The organism is Chitinolyticbacter albus, assembly GCF_024437655.1.
Lineage (GTDB): Bacteria > Pseudomonadota > Gammaproteobacteria > Burkholderiales > Chitinibacteraceae > Chitinolyticbacter > Chitinolyticbacter albus.
Genome location: NZ_JANBVF010000021.1, coordinates 1 through 19,760, shown reverse-complemented (window position 1 = coordinate 19,760; position 19,760 = coordinate 1). Strand labels below are relative to the sequence as shown.

At 69.0% G+C, this 19,760-nt stretch carries 9 protein-coding genes; all 9 read left to right on the top strand.

Features of this window, described 5'->3' with window-relative positions; genetic code table 11:
* Positions 1–6: 6 nt before the first annotated feature.
* Positions 7–2,157: a putative baseplate assembly protein gene (locus tag NLI84_RS13145; RefSeq protein ID WP_255990885.1), complete on the top strand. Its 2,151-nt coding sequence runs from the start codon at positions 7–9 to the stop codon at positions 2,155–2,157.
* 1 nt (position 2,158) lies between these two features.
* Positions 2,159–4,369, top strand: coding sequence for a phage tail protein (locus NLI84_RS13140; RefSeq protein WP_255990884.1), 2,211 nt, complete (start codon positions 2,159–2,161; stop codon positions 4,367–4,369).
* Positions 4,366–5,934, top strand: a complete 1,569-nt coding sequence (locus NLI84_RS13135; RefSeq protein WP_255990876.1) for a hypothetical protein — start codon at positions 4,366–4,368, stop codon at positions 5,932–5,934. The genes NLI84_RS13140 and NLI84_RS13135 overlap by 4 nt, the downstream gene beginning before the upstream one ends.
* Positions 5,927–7,840 (top strand): ATP-binding protein, encoded by a 1,914-nt coding sequence (locus tag NLI84_RS13130; RefSeq protein WP_255990875.1) that lies wholly within the window; start codon positions 5,927–5,929, stop codon positions 7,838–7,840. The genes NLI84_RS13135 and NLI84_RS13130 overlap by 8 nt, the downstream gene beginning before the upstream one ends.
* 34 nt (positions 7,841–7,874) lie before the next feature.
* Positions 7,875–9,284 carry a hypothetical protein gene (locus NLI84_RS13125; protein ID WP_255990874.1) on the top strand — a complete coding sequence of 470 codons (1,410 nt, stop codon included), beginning with the start codon at positions 7,875–7,877 and terminating at the stop codon, positions 9,282–9,284.
* An 11-nt stretch (positions 9,285–9,295) separates the two neighbouring features.
* Positions 9,296–10,561, top strand: coding sequence for a hypothetical protein (locus tag NLI84_RS13120; RefSeq protein ID WP_255990873.1), 1,266 nt, complete (start codon positions 9,296–9,298; stop codon positions 10,559–10,561).
* A 10-nt stretch (positions 10,562–10,571) separates the two neighbouring features.
* Positions 10,572–14,486 (top strand): hypothetical protein, encoded by a 3,915-nt coding sequence (locus tag NLI84_RS13115; protein WP_255990872.1) that lies wholly within the window; start codon positions 10,572–10,574, stop codon positions 14,484–14,486.
* A 10-nt stretch (positions 14,487–14,496) separates the two neighbouring features.
* The gene (locus NLI84_RS13110) at positions 14,497–18,615 is read left to right on the top strand and encodes an eCIS core domain-containing protein (RefSeq protein WP_255990870.1); all 4,119 of its coding nucleotides are present in this window, start codon (positions 14,497–14,499) and stop codon (positions 18,613–18,615) included.
* 14 nt (positions 18,616–18,629) lie between these two features.
* A partial coding sequence (locus NLI84_RS13105) for a hypothetical protein (RefSeq protein ID WP_255990869.1) occupies positions 18,630–19,760 on the top strand: 1,131 nt, incomplete at its 3' end.

Here is a 19,760-nt window from a genome sequence, read left to right as displayed (position 1 = left end):
CAGGACATGCCACTCCCCAGCCCCATACTCGACGATCGCAGCTACGCGCAGCTCGCCAGCGAGCTCAAGGCGCGCATCCCCGTCTACAACCCGGCGTGGACCGATCACAACGAGAGTGATCCGGGCATCACGCTGCTCGAACTGTTCGCTTTCCAGGCCGAGAACCTGCTGTACCGCTTCAACCAGATCCCCGAGGCGACCTATCTCGAATTCCTGCGCCTGCTGCAGATCCCGCTGCGTCCGGCGCAGGCCGCGCGTGCGCTGCTGGCGCTGACCACCGACAAGCCCGCCGGCGTGCTGGTGCCGCAAAAGACGCTGGCGCGTGCCGGCAAGCTCGAGTTCCAGACGCTGACCGAAGTCACGGCCTGGCCGCTGTCGGTACAGGCCGTGGCCCGTATCGCCACCAGCGCGCCCGATCCGGAAGTGGATCCGGAAGCGCACGCGTATGCCGAGCGCACGCTCGATGCGCTGCCCGAGGCGCTGGCGGAGCGGCCACGCAGCTATTTCGAGACGCGGCTGCTGGTCGAGAACGAAGCACTCGATTTTGGCGAGACGGTGGACGGCATGATCTGGCTGGCGGTGCTGGCCGAGGATGGGCTCGATGCCACCCGGCTGCCCGGTGCCATCGTCAATCTCGGCTTCGAAGCCGAGTTGCCCGCGGGCGGGATGGCCGAGATCGATCCCTGCCCGGGGCTGGGCTTCGTTGCCAGCCCGCCGCAGCTGCAATGGCAGTCGCTGACGGACAGGCCGCTCTCGAATGACGAGCCGCAATACGTGTCGTTATCGGTGGTCGGCGACAGCACGCGCGGGCTCACGCAATCGGGCGTATTGCGGCTGCAACTGCCGCGTGTCGCCAGCGACTTCGCCATGCCCGACATCGATCCTGATCTGGCCGGTGCCGGCAACTACCCACCGGCCTTGCCCGATGAACTCGCCGAGAAGCTGGTGGGCTGGCTGCGCGTGTTCCGCCGCGACGGCAGCAGCTTTGGTCGGTTCAAGCTCGTGACCATCAACACCACTGAAGCCGAGCACGCGCGCACCGCTGCGCCGCAGTTCCTGGGCAACGGCAACGGCCAGCCGGTGCAGGTGTTCCGCCTGGCGCATGCGCCGGTGCTGCCCGACAACGACCTTGACGCCATCGTGCTGGAGGTCGAGGAAGGCGGGCAGTGGTTGCGCTATACGCGCGTCGATGATTTCTTCGCCAGTACGCGCGAGTCGCGCCATTTCATGCTCGATGCCGAATCGGGGCTGGTGCGCTTTGGCGACGGCTTGCGTGGTCGCATGCCGCAGTGGGGCGAGCGCATCCGCAGCTGGGGCTACCGCTGGGGCGGCGGTGTGGCCGGCAATGTCGCCAAAGAGGCGATCAACAAGATGGATCTGGCCGGCATCAAGGCCAGGAACCCGCTGCCGGCACAGGGCGGCTCGGACGCCGAGGCGCTGGAAGCCGCGCTGACGCGCATTCCGGGCGAGTTGCGCCGGCGCGGCCGCGCGGTGACGGCGGACGATTTCAAGGAAATTGCCGCCGCCACGCCCGGCGCCTTGATCGCCCGCACCGAATGCCTGCCGCGCTTTGCGCCCAAGACGCCGCAGATCGAAGCCGCCGGCGTCGTCAGCGTGATGGTCTGGCCGCTGGCCGATGCGCTGCATCCGAACGCGCCCATGCCCGATGCCGCGCTGCTGCGCGCCGTGTGCCAGTGGCTGGACGCGCACCGGCTGGTGACTACCGAGCTCTATGTGATCCCGCCGACCTATCGCCAGGTGGCGGTGTCGGTGGCGCTCAAGGTCAAGCCGGGCTACGGCATCGAGGCGGTACGGCGCTGGGTCGAACTGGTATTGCGGCAATACCTTGCTCCACTGCCGCCTTACGGCCCGGAAGGCCAGGGCTGGCCGCTGGGGCGGCGTGTCTACGGCCCCGAGCTCGAAGCCGCCGCGCTGCAGGTCGAGGGTGTCGAATACCTGGAAGCGCTGGAAGTCGCCGGCTGGGATGGCGATAGCTGGGTGCCTGGCACCGTGGTGCTGGAGCGCTACGAAGTGGTCGAGCTCACCGCCATCACCGTGGTCGATGGCTTGCCGCTGCCGCCGGCAGGCGAAGGTGTGGTGCCGGTCGAGCCCGACGGCCTGCCGCTACCGCTGCCCGTCATTCGCGAGGAGTGCTGACATGAGCGACGCGCGCTTCGCCATCATCACCGGCGCCAGCCAGTGGTTGCGCTGCGGCTTCGAGGACGCGGCGCTGGTCGACGGCGCCGTGCAGCTGGCGTGGGAGGGTGATGCCACGCCGGGTGATCCGCAGCCAGTGACGGACACGCGTGGCGCCGGCCTCGCCTTCGGCCCGGCCTGCCGGCTGTACCACAGCATCCCGATGGAGGCGCGCATCGAATGCCTGTACTGGGGCGGCTTTGATCCTGCCCATCCGCAGCGCGCGCTCGAGCGCTTTGACGTGATCGGCATCGAGGCGCCGCCGCCATCCGGCGATTTCGTCCCGGCTGCGACGCTGACGGCGGGTTTCACGCCGCGCGCATTGGCGTGCGACGACGCCGACCACCTGTTTGTGCTCGATGCTGCCACGCAGCGCATCGACGTGTTCGATCTGCCGGCGCGGCGGCTGTTGCGCACGGTCGCGGTGCCGGCCGATCCGCAGGACATCGTCTGGTTTGACGGCTGGCTGTATGGGCTGTCTGCCGGCGCGTTGTGGCGCATGGGGGCGGAGCGCGGCGTGCGGGTGCTCGATGCCGACGTGTCGCAGATCGTGCAGCCTGCGCGGCTGGATTTCCTCGATGGCGGCCGCTGCGTGATCCTGTCCGCCGCGCATGGCGTCAACGCCGCGCTGTGGCGCTATACCCGGCGCGCCGGCGGTGCCTGGCAAGCCGACGAAATCGAGCTCGCGGCCGAGGTGATCGACTTCGCTTCCGATCTGGCCATCCAGCCCGATGCCGACACCGATGCGGAGAATGGCGCTGCCGCCATCGTGGTCGCGCGGCGACCGGGAGAGGACTTCGTCCGCATCGACACGGTGACCGCTCTGCCCGGTGTGCCCCTGACTGCGCGTGGCTACGACGGCATGGGCATCGTTGCCACCCCCGACAACCGCATTGCCTACTGGACCGAACGCGGGCTGCGCCACGCCGTCGTCGCGCGCCGTCACTACCGGCCGCAGGGGCGGGTGATCGCGTTCCGGCTCGACGCCGGCGACTACCAGACGGTGTGGGGCAGGGTGTTGCTCGACGCCTGCGTGCCGCACGGCACCGCGCTGGCGCTGCACGCAGAGGCCAGCGACGACGACGAGGAGGTGCCGCGCATCGTGCGCACGCCGCCCGCCGGTGGGGTGCTTGCCGATATCGCCGAACCCGATGCCACGCCCTTGCCGCCGCAGCACTGGCTGCCGCCGGCCGATCTGCGCGGCGCGGCGGTGTTCCGCCGCAGCGATGGCAGCGAGCAACCGTGGCCGGCGCCTGATGATTTCGCCACCTTCGAGGCCAGCGCGGGGGCGAGCGCCGGCCGCTATCTGTGGCTGGTGCTGCAACTGATCGGCAGCTCGCAGGCTACGCCGCGCGTGCGCACCTTGCGTGCCGAGCATCCGGGTCACGACTGGTTGCGCCGCTTGCCGCAACTCTACCGGCGCGATGAGGCAACGCGCGATTTCCTTACCCGCTACCTCACGCCGCTGGCTGCGCTGCACGACGAGCTGATCGTGCAGAGCAGCACGCGCCACGCACTGCTCAAGCCCTCGGCCGCGCCTGCGGCGATGTTGCCGTGGCTGGCGATGTGGGTGGGGCTGGCGCTCGATGAGCGCATGAGCGAGGCCGCGCGGCGCACCTTGCTGGCCGAGGCCATCCCGTTCTTCTACCAGCGTGGTACGCCAGCCAGCCTGATCCGGCTGCTGGAAATCGTCACCGGTGCGCCGGTACAGATCATCGAGCGCTGGCGCTTCCGTGGCCTCGGGCAGGTTGGCGCGAGCGAGGATGGCGTGCGCGAGCGCGCCGTGGTCGGTTTCGGCTGGCGAGTCGGCGGCAAGGCCGGGGCCGAGGCTGGGCTGGAAGACGCCGATGCGGCGACGCAGGCCTATGCGGCGTACGCCCATCGCTTTGCCGTGGTGGTGCAGGGGAACCTGCCGGGCGAGCTGGAGGCGCTGGTGCGCCACTTGCTGGAAGTGCATCGCCCGGCGCATACGTTGTACGAGTTGTGCACGGTGGGCGCCGGCATGCGCATAGGCCTTGGCCTGCATCTGGGCATGACCAGCGTGATCGGCCGTAGCGCCGGGTTCAGGCCCTTCGCCATCGGTGGCGCGGTCGGGCGTGGCAGCACGCTGGGCCGGCCCACGGCGGCGCTCAAGCCCGGCCTCGCCCGGCTGGGGCTGGGGAGGCTGCAATGAACGTCAACGTCGCCCGCTGGCGCAGTCGCTGGTCCGTGCCGCCGGACGTATTGCCGCGCGTGCCGCAGATCGAGACCGCACTGCTGGATGGCGAGCTGGAGCTCGGCCTCGCCGAATGCACGGCACGTCACGTCGGCGCCGACGAAGTGGTATTGGTACGCCGGCTCAGCCTGCCGGTGTCGCTGTCCGTCGGGCAGAGCGATGCCGGCGTGGCCAGACAATGGGGCGAGGCTTTGGCGCGCGAGCTGGAACGGCAGCTGATCGCCGGTGGCACCGAGATCCTGCGTTACCCGCATCGGCTGGCGGCGTGGCTCGCCTGTACGCAGGACGTACTGACGGGTGTATCGACGCGCAGCTGGGCCTGGCAACGACTGGGTTGGCTGCCGCGTGACGCGGCACCGACGCTCGCCACCGTCGTACAGGCGCTGCGCGACGAGCCTGAGCTGGTGCAGCCCTGGCTCACTGCGCTCTTCGCCGCGCCGCGCCTGCCGCTGCTGTATGCACGACTCGATGCCACGTCGCTGGCGTTGACGCTCGCCATGATCGCGCGCGCGCAGGGTCTGCCTAACGATCCCTTGTTCAGCGGGGTGCTGGCGATCATCCGCGGGACCGATCCGGACATGGCGAGTACGGCGATGATGCCATCGCTGCCGCCGCGCTGGCAGCGCCGGTGGCTGGCGCTGCCCGAGCTCGCGCGCGCCGAACGCGTGCTCTGGGCCGTGCTGATCTGGCTGCTGGCCGAACCCGGCCTGGCCTTGCGTGGCGCCAGCGTGCTGCTGGGGCGCGCTGCCGCGCTCGTCGATGTCGCGCCGGGTGTAGTGATCGCCGAACGTGCGCTGCCTGATGCCGATGGCAATGGTGATGGTGATGGTGATGGTGATGGTGATCTTGCCGCGGCGCGCGGCGCGCGTGCGCCCGTGCTGGAATCCGTACACCCTGATGGCGTGACCGCCGGGCATGACGATACGGCGGTGGCGCGTGCGGTGGCGGACAGCGAAATCGCGGTGCAACGGCACGCTGAGGCTGCCGCTGCCGGCGCCGTGGATGACATCGCGCCCACGCCCGCGGCCGAGCGTCTCGGGGTGCTCACCGAATGGGGAGGGCTGCTGTTCCTGGTGCCGCTGGTGGCGAGCTGCGGCGCGCTGACGAAGCTGCTCGGCGCAGCAAGCCTCGCGGAGCGGCCGCTGGGTCACGTGTTGCACCGGCTGGCGTTGCAGCTGTTGCCGGGGCTGCGCGCGCACGATGCCGCGGCGCTCGCCTTTGCCGGCTGGACGCCCGATTTCAGACCGCTGGATGAACCCTGGCCGCAGGAGGCCGAGCTGGTCCTGGCGCATGCGGCCAACTTGGTGCGGGACAGCCTTGCCGAGCGCCTGCCGGGCTGGGCGGGGCCGGGATTGATGGCGCGGGTCTGCGCGCGCCGCGCTACCGTGGTGGCCGATCCAGGCTGGTTCGAGGTGCGTTTTTCCCTGTCCGAGGTGTCGCTCGATCTGCGCCGCGCGGCACTCGATCTCGATCCGGGGTTCGTGCCCTGGCTGGGCGTGGTGCTGAGGTATGTCTATGAATGACCGCATCCAGCCCCTGAGCCATCCCGAGGCGGTCGGCCAGCCCTTGTGGTACGCGGCCGCGGAAGTGGGGTCGCGCCTGGCCGAGTTGCTGCGCGACGCTGGCGAGACCGGCGCGTCATCGGGTTTCCTCGATACGCAGTGGCGCAATGCGCAGCAGCAGTCGCCACCGCCGACGCCGCAACGGCTGGCCTTGCTGGGCCACCGGCTGGCGCTGTCCGATGACGAGCGGCTCTTGCTGCTGCTGGCTGGCATGGCCGACGAGCACGAAGGCTATGGCGCCGTGTTCGCGAGCCTGCATCCCAAGGGCGAGCCTCGGGCCACCATCAGCCTGTTCGCGCGGCTGGCCGGCCATGCCGGATCACGCCTGCCGGCCTGGCAGATGCTGGCGGGCAGCGTGCTGTTCCGCTTTGGCCTCGTCACGCTGCACGGCGACGGGCCCTTGCCCGAGCGCAGCCTGGTGCTGGCCGAAGGATTGTGGCCGGTGCTCGCCGGCATCAACTACTGGCCGGCCGCCATTGCGCCACTGCCCAGCGAGGAATGGGTGGTCGACGATGGCTGGTTTGCTTCGGTTGCGCCGGCCCTGGAGCGCGATGCCGAGCCGCTGGTGTGGCTGCATGGCCCCGCCGCCGCGTTGCGCGCGCGCCAGTTGACCAGCTGGCTGTCCTTGCGCGGAGTGCCCGCGCATAGCTTCGACGCGGGCGGCATGGAAGCGCCGCGGCTCACGCTGCTGCTGGCGCACTGCCTTGCGCGCGGCGCCTTGCCGGTGCTGTGGCAGGAAAACGGCCCGGGTGCGGATGCGGAAATGTTGCTGACCGATTACCCGGGCCCCCTGGTGCTGGCCGGCGCCGGCAACGCGGTGCTGGCCCGGTTGCGTCGCCCCTTGCAACCGGTGGCGGCACCGGCGCTGGCGCGCGCCGCGCACCCGCAGCTATGGCGCGACGGCGTGCCGCAGCTGGCCTTGCATGCCGCCGAACTCGCTGCGCGCTTTCCGTTGGCGCCGGACGTGCTGGCGCGCATCGAGGACGATGTCAGCCTGATGGTGGGCGAGGCGCAGGCTCCGCTCGATCTTGATATGGGCCTCTCCGCTCTCAAGGCGAGATTGCCGGGCCTGGGCCAGCACAGCCTGCGCCGCGTGACGCCGCGTGCCAGCTGGGACGACCTGGTGTTGGCAGAGCAGCCGCGCCGCCAGCTTTCCGACGTGATCGCGCGACTGAAGCTGCAATGGCAGGTGCTCGATGCCTGGGGCTTCGATCGCGGCGAAGTGGGCCGCCGCGGCGTGCGCATGCTGTTCTGCGGCCTGCCCGGCACCGGCAAGACGCTGGCGGCCGAAGTGGTGGCGCACGAGCTCGCCAGCGATCTCGTCGTCGTCGACTTGGCGCGCGTGCTCTCCAAGTGGATAGGCGAAACCGAGAAAAACCTCGGTGCGGTGTTCGACGAAGCCGAATCGTGCCGCGCTGTACTGTTCTTCGACGAGGCCGACGCGCTGTTTACCCGGCGCACCGAGGTGGGCGACGCCAACGATCGCTACGCCAATATCGAAACAGCCTACCTGCTGACGCGGCTGGAGCGCTTCGACGGCGTGGCCGTGCTCGCCACCAACCTGCGGCAGCAGCTCGATCGCGCCTTTTTGCGCCGCTTCGAGGCCGTCGTCGACTTTCCCGAGCCCGGAGAGCCCGAACGCGCCGCGATCTGGCGCCGCCATTTGCCGGCGAGCGCACCGCTTGCCGCCGATGTCGATTTCGATCTGTTGGCGGCCGTGTATCCGATGTCGGGCGCCATGATCCGCAATGCCTTGCTGGCCGCGGCTTACCTTGCCGCCGCGGACAACGAGCCCATAGGGCGCGCTGCGCTGCAGCGCGCCATCGTGCAGGAGTTCGAGAAATCCGGCCGGCCGTGCCCGCAGTAGCGCGCATTGCATCGGTCCAAACAGGAGAAGCAAGATGGCAGACCCCAAAACGCTGATCGAACTCGCCACGTTCGAACGCCAGAACCGGCGTGATGTCGAGGCGGCGACCGCCACCCAGCTGGCCGACGCGCGCGAAGCATTGCGCCAGGCCCGCGAAGCGGTGGCCGACGCGGTCGAGGCGCGCACCGCCGCCAGTGCCGATGCGGCCAGGCTGCGACGGCTGCTGGGCAATATCCCCATGCCGGCCGATGGCGAGCCGCTGCTGGAGGAACTGGCCGACGCCATCGCCGAGGAGCGCGCCGCCGCGGCCGCATTGACCGAAGCGGAGCTGGAACGCACCGAGGCGAGCACGGCGCTGGCGCGGCTGACCGAGGCCGTCGAGCACGCGGGCGCGCTGCGGCTGGCCGCGGATGCCGATCTCGTTGCGACACAGACACGGATCGCCGCCCGCGATGCGGCGATCGATTCGGCCAAGACCGGCGCCGCTTCCGGCGCGAAGCAGGCGGCGACCAACGCGCTGGCTGGCGCCGACTACACCGCCGCCAAGGCGCGGGTGGAGAGCTATCTGCCACCGGTGCTCTACAACCGGGCGCGGGCGCGCTTCGCTCTGGCGGCCACCGCTGCGACCCGTGCCGCGCAGATCGCCGATGCGACAGCCGCCGAGTTCGCCACCGCGCTGCAACAGTCTGGGCTGCCCGAGGACAAACTGCCGGCGCTGGAACGTGCCTACAACCTGGCCGAAGGCAAGCTGCTCGACTACGCATCGCAAGCGGTCTCCGCGGTGGCGTCGGCCTCGGCGACGCTGGTGCGGCTGGCGCAGCCTACGCTGCCCCCCGCGCTGACCGCCGATCAGCGTGCCGAGATCGAGGATGCGGCGGCGCTGGGTGACCGCCAGGCCGCGGTGGCGGCGGAAGCGGCACGCGATACCGCGCTGCAAACGCTGGCCGACAAGGAGGCGTTGCTGGAGATCGAGCGCATCAAGGTGCTGGCGGCGAACCCCGAGGCGGATCTGGATACGCTCGATGACGATCCCAACACGCCGCTCGGTGCCGCTACGGTGGCCTGGCAACAGGCGCATGCCGCCTACACCACGGCCGAGGATGACTTCACCACCAAGCCGGCGCTGCCCAAGTCCACGCATGCCGTCACGCTGCTGGCGTGGCAGACGGCGGTTCCCGAGTCGGTGTGGAGCGAGCTCGAATCGTTCTGGCGCGCCGAGGATGTGCTTAACCGCTACAAGGTGCTCGTGGTCAACCCCATGGTGACGGCGGCCAAGGCTGCGGAACTGGCCTGGGTGACCGAGGCGCTGGCTGATATCGCTCGTCAACGCCGGCTCGATTGGCTGGGCGAGCGGTTGACGGCGGAATCGACAGCGGCGGCGGAGCTCGCCGCCAAGATGGCCGACCGTAGCGCGCACGCGCTGCGCGGCTACCTGACGCTTTGAGGGAGGCAATCATGGCTGAACAGACCGCGACACTGCCCAACCGTCCTTACCAGGCGGTGCGCTACCACTACGGCATGCTGCTGGGCGTCGACGATTTCGAGACCGACCAGAGCTATCACCGCGGCAAGATGCGGCTGCATCAGGGCTGGCTGCACGGGTTTGGTACCGTGTGGGGATTGGGCGTGAGCCTAGCGCTGGACGCCGGAGAAGTCCGCGTCGCGCCCGGCCTTGCGCTCGACGGCTTCGGCCGTGAGCTGCATGTCGACGTGCTGCAATGCCTCAACCTGCCGGCCTGGTACGCCGAGCACCAGGACGACGCCGAGCTCGCGCCAGAGGTCGGCGAGGACGGCAGCATCACCTTCACCGTCCATGTGGTGATCCGCCACCTGGCTTGCCTCGCGCGCCCGGTGCCGGCGCTGATCGATACCTGTGCCGGCGGCAGCAGCGAGACCGCGTATTCGCGCGTGCTCGAAACGGTGGAGCTGCTGCTGGTGCCGGGCCCCGCGCCGGACTGGCCGCGGGCCAACCATCTGTGGCGACTGGCGCAGGGGCTCGACGCTGCCCGCGTCGACGACGAAGGCGATCCGCTGCCCGATGATCAGGCGGTGCTCGATGCACTGGCCGCGCTCGCCGGCCTGCCGCCGGAGCAGGCGGCCACTGCGCGCGAGGAGCTGCTGCGCCACGCCGCGATCCGCGATGCACTCGCGGTGGTGGTCGGTAGCGACGAGGACGATGTCGAGGCGCAACTGTTTACCGACGGCGCGCCGCGCGACATCGTGCTGGCGCAATTGAACGATGTGGTGCTGAACGCCGCCGCCGACACGGTGACCGGCGGCGAGGTCGACAACCTGGTACGCCCGGTGCTCGTGGCCACGCAGTCACTGCAATCGGGCGGCACGGTGGCGGCCAGCACCACGAGCGGGCCGCAAGTGGATACGGCGGGTGTCACGCTGGCCGGCACCACGCTCACGCTGCCACTCACCCGCGCACTGCTACTCGATACGGTCAAACCCGCGGTCCTGTCGTCGACGCGCTTTGTCGCCGGCAGTGGCTGGGAGGATTTCGCCGCCACGTTGACGGCGGCGGCCGACGGCCTGTCGCTCACCGTCGAGTTCGCGGCCGATCCGGCCGGAAACCGCGTGCGCGTGCTGCTGGTTGGCACGGGCGGCAAGCCCATCCTGGGCGACAACTTCCTGCCGCTCTATGGCGGCACCGGCAGCACGCCGGGCAATGACGTCGACGCGGCCGCCGGCCGTGACTACGTCTGGACCAACTGAGGGCATAGCGATGGCGACCAATCAAACCTCCACCCTCGTCCTCGTCGGCACCAATCGTGGGATCACGCTGATTCCCGAGCATACCGACCTGACCCGCATCAACTACTTCGACGGCCGCTACCTCGGCGCCGAGGACCTGACCCGCGAGCAGGATTACCTGCGCGCGCTGGTGCGAGAGAGCAACCGCGCCAGTGGCGCCGGCGTGGTGCATGGCTTCAACCTCTCCACCTTGTCGGGCGGGCGCCTGCAGCTGTCATCGGGTCTGGCCATCGACAACGAGGGGCGCGTGCTGCTGCTCCCCGACGCGGCCGAGGTCGGCATCGCCGACCTGATCGCGCGCTCGCAAGGACAGGCCAATGCGCCGGCCACAGCGGGGGGCGATGGCCATTTCGGCGCGTGCGAGCCTGCAGTCAGCGCGCCGACCGCGACGCCGGTCGCCGGAAGCACGCTCTACCTGATCGGTATCGTTCACGCCGAGGCACTGTGCGGCCGGGCCGAGGTCTGGGGCAAGGCGTGCGAATCGGCGTGCGCGCAGAGCGCCGATTTCGATGCGCGGCGCGAAGGCGTGGTGCTACTGGCATTGCCGCTCAACCTTGCCACGCCCTTGCCAACCAGCAGCGCGGTGCAATTCACCGCCGAGCACCTGCGCTCGCGTGTGGCGTCGAGCTACTACGCCGATGAGCAGGCGCGCTACGGCAAGATCATGAGTGCGGCGCTGCTCGAATCGTCGGTCTGGTGCCGCGGCGCGCTCGCGGCATCGGGCAACTTCGTGCCGCTGGGGGTGCTCGCGTATTCCGGTGGCAACGTGCAGTTCCTCGACGGCTGGATCGCGCGGCGCGAACACGTCGATGGTCACCCCAAGCGCTACTGGCAGTGGCAGATGATGATGCGGCCGTGGGACGTGTTCCTGGCGCAGGTGCTGCAATTCCAGTGCCAGCTGGTGCATGTGCTCGAACATGGGCCCACGCCAGGCGACGATGATGATCCGTGCAACCGGATGCGCCGGCTGGTGGTCGAGGCCAGTGATGTGATGGTCGAGCTGCAGCGCTACTACACCGAGACCGCGCGCAGCTTCACCGACCAGAAAATGCGCTTTGTCGGCGGCCACAGCCAGATCGCCGATCTCGTCGGCAAGCTGCAACTGGCCAAGCAGCAGGTGAAGCTCACCGCCACCGACCGGGTGCTGATCAATGGTGGCATCGTCGAGCTGCCCAGCGCCGGTTACCTGCCGGTGGTGGCTGGCAGTACGCTCAGCGTGAACCAGCAGGTACGCGCCTTGCTGGGCGATGGCGTCGACCTGCGCTTTTGCGTGGTCCGGCCCGATTACGTGGCCGAATCGTGGCAGGAAGCGCAGCACATGGAGCGCATCTCGCTCACCCGCGGGCTCGATGACCCGCAGCACAAGGACGAGGTCGACATCCTGGTGCCCGATGGCGAGATTGTCGGTGCCCAGGCCAGCAAGGGCATCGGTTGGGCGGTGCGGGTGCGGGGCGGGAACGATAACCCCGAGGTGGTCATTATCGGCGACGGGCCGCGCTATGGCGTGCGGCAATTCGAAACCGGCTTGTACCGGCAGACCTATGAGCAGGATGTGCTGGCGGGGGCCGGGCGCAGCGCGCAAGAGGGCGACGGCAGCCTGGCGTTCCATTTCGCCGGCATGATGGAAATGGCCAGCAAGCGCAAGGCGATCGCCGAGGCGCGCGATTGGGCCAAGGCAAACACCAACACCATGGAGCAGGCAGCGTGGTACACCCTCAGGGCGATTGCGCGCAACCAGCCGATCGAGGAGACCGAGGCGGACGCAGTCAAGGGAGCCCGCAACAAGTCCACCGCCAAGAAGGATGCTGCTGCCGATAGCACGGCCGGCATTGCCATGAATTACGCACGGATGCGCAGCGAGGCTGAACTGGTGCGCGCCGCCCAGTCGGCCAAGCGGGCAGAGTCCGGCAAGAAGGCGGGTGCCATCCGTTACGAGGGCCTCGCCGACGAATCGGTCGACCATGTGGCGCTGTGGGTCTCGGCCGGTGCGGCGAGCGATCCCTTCGCCGCGCCCGAAGGCAGCGTGGTCGTGGTCTCGCTCGATATCACCATGCTGATTCCGGGTGATGGCGCCGGTCAGTTTCTCGATGTGGAACTCACGGGCCGGCTGACCGTCGAGCAACGCACCGTGCGCAACAACGGCGTATCGGTGCGTGCCACCTTCAATGGCTCGGCCACTGTGTCCGGCAACTTTGCCGGCACCTCCGGCGCGCGGCGCATCATTCCGCTATCGGTGCCGGTGGCGCTGACCCAGACCGCGACCAGCGACGGTGGTCGGATAGGGGTGCATGTCGATTTGGCGGGCGCCAATGTCGGTGAGGAGCTGTTCGAGCTGTCCAGCGTGCGGGTGACGGCGTTGTGGCGCGACCAGCCGGCCGCGGCCAGCCTGAAGATCGCCTTTACCACGCGTGGCGACGATGGCGCGGAGGACCAGAGTCTACTGGGTGCCTCGCTGGTGCGCGACGACAATGTGCTCAGCCCCGGCAATCCGCTGCGCGTGGCGTCCGAGACCGCAATCCAGGTGCTGGCGACGCGCGAGGGCTCGCCGACTTTTGCCGCCGATGCGCTCGCCGACCTCTTTGGCGCGCCGCCACCCAGTGGCGAGTTACTGACCGTGCTCGCCAAGCGTGACTGGGTGCTGTTCCATCGCCGCCGCACCCGGCAATGCGGCATCGATGCGGTGGTGCCGCGCGTCGACGCCCGCCGCTACCAACTGTTCCACCTCAAGGTCAGTAGCGAGAAAAATCTGCAGACGGCGCGTGCCGCCGTACTGTCGGGCGACGCCGCACGCATCACCAAGCTCGGTTTTGCGCCGGTGGCGGTGGTCGAATTCGAGGGCGGTCGCTCCAGCATCGCCACGCCGGTGACCGAACTGTTGGCCGATTGGGCCGCCGCGCAGCCGGGCAACCGCGTGCGTTTTGGCGGCATCGGCTCGCAGGGCGCGGCGCAGGCCGAAGGCGAAGTACTGGCCAAGGCCCGTCTGGCCAGTCTGGAACTGGCGCTGACCGGCGCGCCCGACAATGCCATCGACAACGTGGTGCTGGCAGTGCTGCCGGCGCTGGGCCTATCGGGGCTCGACGGTGCCACCTTCCTGATCACGCAGCAGGTCAAGCCAGCCTGCCAGGATGTCTACATCATCGACGGTACGGCCAACTACGAAGCGTTCAAGCGCGTCTACGATGCGGCAGGCCTCGCCGCCGCTCTGGCGCAAAGCCAGGCCAGCGGCCCTACCCACGCCGAGTTCGACAGTGACGGCGAACTGACCCCGGCCAGCGCCACGGCCGTGGTTGCCGCATGGAACAACCCGGATACCAATCCGCACTTCTCGCTGGTGTTCCATGCCGAGGAGGCGGAACGCAGCGCGGTGATCGCCGATGCCAACGAAGTGATCAACGAACTGCGTGGTGGCGACAACCCGGTGGAAGCCACGCACGACCCCGCCGCGGCCCAGGTTGCGCAGTGCCGTAGCGTGGCTGTGCTGGTACGCGAGCTGGTCGCCAGTGGCCAGGTACTGCTGGTGCGGGCTGTTGACTACGGTGCTGGCCATCATTTTCTGAACGCCGACAGCGAAAAGCGCGTCGAGACCTGGAATGGCGGCACGCCGCAATCGGCCAGCCAGCTCGACAACGATCTGCGACAGCTGATGGTGAACCTCAAATCCGAGGTGGCCACAGTGTATGTGCATGCGCAAAGCCAGTTGCCGCTGGCGAAGCAGATGGCCGACAGCGAACTGCAGGCCGCCAATGTCCGCATCGATCCGGTGCGCTCATGGAAGCTGAGGAGTGATGTGCTGCCCACGGCTGAATATGCCGAGCTGCAGAACATCAACGAGAAGCCGGAGGACTACCAGGCAGTGATCTTCTTCTCGCCGATCGATTTCACCTGAGTGTGGTGCCATGCCCGCCGCCCATGCCACCGCTGCCCCGGAGCGCCGTTCGGCGCCTCGGGTGCAGCGTGCATGTGCAACTTGCGAGCAAAAGCGCTCGGACAGCGCGAACTGGCAGTCCTACGCCATGGCGGCCGTGGCCGTTGGCGCGCCCGACACGCCGCACGAACGCGAGGCCGAGCGAGTTGCCGACGAGGTGACGAGTGGGGCATCCGCCCCGAACCGCTCGCCACCGCGCATCACGCCACTGGATGATCATTGTGCCCAGGCTAGTTGCGCGTGCGAGGAGGTGGCGCAGCGCGCTGGCGCCGGCCCGCCGGGTGGCGAGTTGGTGCTGCCGGCGGGCGGCGGGGCACCGCTCGCCACGCCCGCGTTGCGGCGCATGTCGGGCCGCTTCGGCCACGATTTCGCCGGGGTGCGCATCCATCACGACGGCGAGGCCGACCGGCTGGCCGAGGGCATCGGCGCGCGTGCCTTCACCATCGGCAGCGACGTGTATTTCCGCACCGGCGAATACGCACCGGGCACACCGGCGGGCGATCACCTGCTGGCGCACGAGCTGACCCACGTCGTGCAGCAAGGGGGCTCGTCCCCCGCTGTCGTCCAGCGTGATCTGGCCGACGATATCGGCGCGGGATTCAACGCGGGCGTGAACTGGGTGGATGAAACCACGGCCCCGGCGCGCGAGCTGGTCGGCGAAGGCGTCGACTATGTGGCGGGTGAGGCGAGCGAGGCGCTTGCCGCCGCGCAGCAGGCGCTGGTCGACTATTTGCAGCAGCACGCGCCGCTGGTGCTGGCGCTGCTGAACGGCAGCATCGCCGAGCAGATCCGCGAACATGTGCTCAGCGCGCTCGATGCCTCGTTTGGCGGCCTGGGCGAGCGCATCCGCAGCGACGGCCTGCTGGCAACGCTGCAATCGCTGTTTCCCGAGATGGTGGCGGGCGCCAAGGACATCGCCGCCGACGTGGCTGGCGGCGACTGCGGCTCGCTGTTCGCGTTGGCGAGCCGCATCGGCGCTTTCATCAACCGCTTGCTCGGGCCCATCTTCGACGATGTTTCCGGCGTGATCGGTGACATCGCCGGTTTCTTCGGCGACCTGTGGACCCAGTTCGGCAAACCGGCGCTCGAAGCGGTCAAGAAGGTGGCTGGCGCCGCCTGGACCTTCGTCAGCGAGACGGCCGATGCGGCGTGGGAGCTGGTTTCGCCCATCGTCACCACCTTCGGCGAGCTGTGGGAGAGCTACGCCGCCGGTTTCGATCTGGTCTGGGATTCGGCGGCCAGCGTGCTCGGTACGGTGACCGGATTCCTCACCGATATCTGGGACGACATCGTCGCCGAGATCGAACCGTACAAGACCGAAATCCTGGCGGCGGTTGGCGTTGCGTTGCTGTTCACGCCGGCTGCGCCGGTGGTGATCGTCGCGGTCGGCGTGCCGCTGGCCTACCAGGGGATCAGCTATCTGATCGAGCACTGGAACGACATCGCCATCCTCGTCAGCGCTCGCGAATTCCTCAGCAGCACGCTGTACCCGATGCTGCAAGGTGGCTTGTCCTATCTCTCGGCGGCGATGGCGACGGCGGGGTCCATGCTGTCGTCGATGGCGCAGACGGCGATCGACGGCATCACCAGCTTGATCGAGGCATTGGGTGGCGCGCCGCTGCTGGCGGCATTGGCCACCGCATTCGATACGGTGGCGACCGGCATCAACGATGCCATCGCCTGGATCCAGAACGATTTCGTCGGCTACCTGCAGGAGATCGGCGCCAAGTGCGCGGCGGTGCTGGGCGAGCTGCAGCCCCTCATCGTGCTCGGTGCCGCCATTTTGCTGTTCCCGGTCAATCCCTTCCTGCTCTATGTGGTGATCGCCGGTTGGGCCTGGCGCGCGCTGCCCGAATGCTTCAAGCCGGCCATCATCGATTTCGCCATTGGCCTGATGATCACGCTGATCGAGGCGCTGCCCGACTTCGAGGCTCTGGGCGAGGCCTGGCCCCTGGCCAAGGCGCAGCTGATCGATGTGCTCAACCGGTCGCTGGCCTTGCCCAGCGACGAGAAGATCGCGATGTCCAACAAGGTGGCGCGCTTCATGACCGGCGAGGACTTCACCTGGGTGATCACCCTCGTCAACGCTGCGCGCCAGGTGCCCGATCATTTCGAAGGCCAGTTCGAGGAAGAGCTGATCGGCATCAACCTGACTACGCCGCTGGCGTTCGAGCGTGGCGCGCCCGGCGGTGCCGGGGAGGGTGCGCCATCCGCTTCTGCCACCTCGGCGATCAGCGCCGTCGGCGCCGATCCGGATAGCGCGCTGCTGCGCCAGGCCGGGCTCGCGCCCGAGCAGATCAGCGCCCGTTTCAGCTACTCGTCCATGGAAAGCTCGCTGATGGAGGAGCTGGCGCTGGCCGACGGCGCATCGCGCGAACTGTTCAGCGACGGCGAGGGCGGCTGGGATGCGCTGCGCGAGGGGCTCGCCGCTGCACCGACCGGCGAAGGCGCAGGGAGCGGGGCCGAGGGCGAAGTCGAGGACACCGAAGCCTTGCTGCAGCAGATGATGGACCAGCCATTCAAGACACCGTGCGGCGAAGCGCCGGCCGCGGCGCCGGCCGCCCCGGCCGTGGTGCCCGAGTCCGAGCGTATCGGCCCGCTGACCCGCGGCCAGCGGGCGCGCTACATGTGGGCCATGATGCGCAAGGGCCTGGGTCACTGGTTCGATTGCAACAAGCACTGGCTGGTGCCCGCCATCATCATTGCCGCCATCGCGCTCCTGGCGGTGATCCTGCTGACCGAGGGCGCGGCGCTGGGCGTGATCGTCGAGATCATGGAAGTGGTTGGCACCATCATGATCGGCGTCGCCGCCGTGCGCGTGGCGTATTACGTCGGCGAGTTCGTCGCCAAGGCCTTCTCCGACGATGCCGCCGGCGCGGCAATGGCGCTGGCACGTGGCCTGGCGGTGGCCGCGGTCGAGCTGATCTTTTTGCTGCTGTTCGAGCTGGGTGGACGGGCGATACGCGCGGTGCTGGGCTCCGGCGCCAAGGGCGGCGCCCGCGCCGGCGCCCGCGCGGTGGCCGAAGGCGCCGAGGATACGGCCAGGGTGGCGGGCGCGGCGGCACGCGGCAGCGACGATGCGGCCCGTGGCACCGCCCGCGCTGTGGCCGGGGCCGAGCGCAGCGCCGACGATGCGGCGCGGGCAGCGGCGGCGGAAGGTCGCACCGGCGCCGCGGCCGCAGACGATGCCGCGCGCGGCACCGGGCGCTCGGCCAGCGGTGCCACCGATGACGCGGCCCATGCCGGCGCGCGCGCGGTCAGCGCTGGTGACGAGGCGGCCGTCGGCGGCGTGCGGCGCTTTGGGCGCGTGGTGCTGCGCAATGGCCGCATCGTGCTCGACGCCATAGGCGATGGCTTTGCCCGCGGCGTGCGCCGCATCAGCGACCTGATCGAGCGCATACGCGGCTTCTTCAACGAGATCCGCGGTATGCGCATCGTGCGTGAGGGCCGCTGGTTCTTCATTGAGGTGCTGATCAACCCTTGGAGGCGCATCGCGGGAATGCGCATCGAAGAAGTGGATGAGGCGGCGCACGACGCCATTTTCCTCACCGACGACCAATTGCGCGCACTGGCGCACGGTGGCCAGACCCAGACCGGGCCGATCCGCTTGTTCGAAGTGGCCGAATACCTGATCACCACGTCCAAGGGGCGTGGCATCGTCCGCGACCTGTTGACCGGCGACCATATCCCATCGCGCGCAGCCATCCTGCTGGCCAAGATCGCCGAGCGCGAAAGAACGCTGGGGCGCGCGCTGACGACGACCGAATTCGAGGCGCTGGCGCGTGAGGCGCGCGACCTGGGCGTAACGGTGACGCTGACCGAAGACCTGCACAAACTCTTGAGCCGCACCTACGGCGGGCGCAATACCGCCAGCCAGATCGCGGGTGACGCCGCCGATCTGGTTGGCGCCTTCCGGCGCGATGCCGAAGCCATTCTGGGAGGTCTGCATGCCCAGGGCGTTCGGCGGCCGGATATCGTCGGCGCTTATTTGCGCGCCTACCAGGAGAACGTACGGCGCGGAGTATTCGCGGCGGACGCCTCGATCGATGCCATGCTGAACCGTTACCTGCGGCTGGCCGCAGGCCCGTGAGGATAAGACCCGATATGCATGACTCCCTGAACGCCATCATCGCCTCCTTGCACGACGGCAACCGGCAACGCGCCGAGGCCCTCGTCGTTCAGGCGTTGCTGGACGAAGCCGATCCGGTCGCCGCCGCCTGCGAGTGGGCGGCAAGGGCCGGTGAGCCGGCCTTGCAGACGCTGCTGTGCCGTTTTGTCGACGAGCAGCCTGCCGGCATCGTGGCCAAGCAGGAGCTCGCGCGACACTTGATGGCCACGGAACCCGTGCCGTGGGCTGCGCTGCGCGAGCTGGCGCCCTGGCTAGCTGACGCGGACGTTGCCACGTTGGCCGAACGGGCGGATGGAATCGCCGATCCGCGTGCGGCGGCGCTGGTGGCAAGGCTGGCGCTGTTCCATCCACAGGTGATGCGGTCGTGGCTCGATCGCTACCCGCAAATTGTCGTCAATGTGCTGCCAGGCGCGCCAGACGCCTGGGTGGCCGAACGACTGCAACGTTACCGGCAGCGCCATGACGTCGGCGCGCTGTTCCAGCTGGCGCAGATCCGCAGCAATGCCGCCGTCGAGGCGCTGCTGGGGCTCACCGAGCTGGCGGGGACCGAGCTGATGCAGATGTTGCTGGAGCAGGCCGGGCTGGTTCCGGCCAGCCGCCGTCCCAGTGCGCTGGGCGCTGGCTGGCGGGCGCACCTGCAGCCCGTTGGCGCCACCCCTCATGCCGTTGGCGCCACCCCTCATGCCGTTGGCGCCACTGATGCGGGTGAGGTGCCGGTCTGTCCGATTACCGGCACGCCGGCGCAGTGCGTGCTGCGCTTGCAGCGAACACAGTTGCCCTTAATCTTGCGCGCGAACTGCGATCCGGCCTTCTTCTGGTACGAGACGGCCTACGAGCCCGATGCGCTTTACATGCAATACACCGGCGAAGGCTGGCAAGGCCTGATGACACCGACGGCGCCGGGTGGGGCGGCGCCCGCTGTCTATCCTGCCGCTACGCTGGCGTTCAGCGCGCTACCGCCGCATGGCCTTGCCGGCGTCGCCGAAGCAGGGGAGGGCATCGATCAGCTTGGCGGCTATCCGCGCTGGGTTCACCCGGAGCCGCTGCCGTGCTGTGCCCGCTGCCAGCAGCCAATGCCGATGCTGGTGTCGCTGAATGCCGCCGGC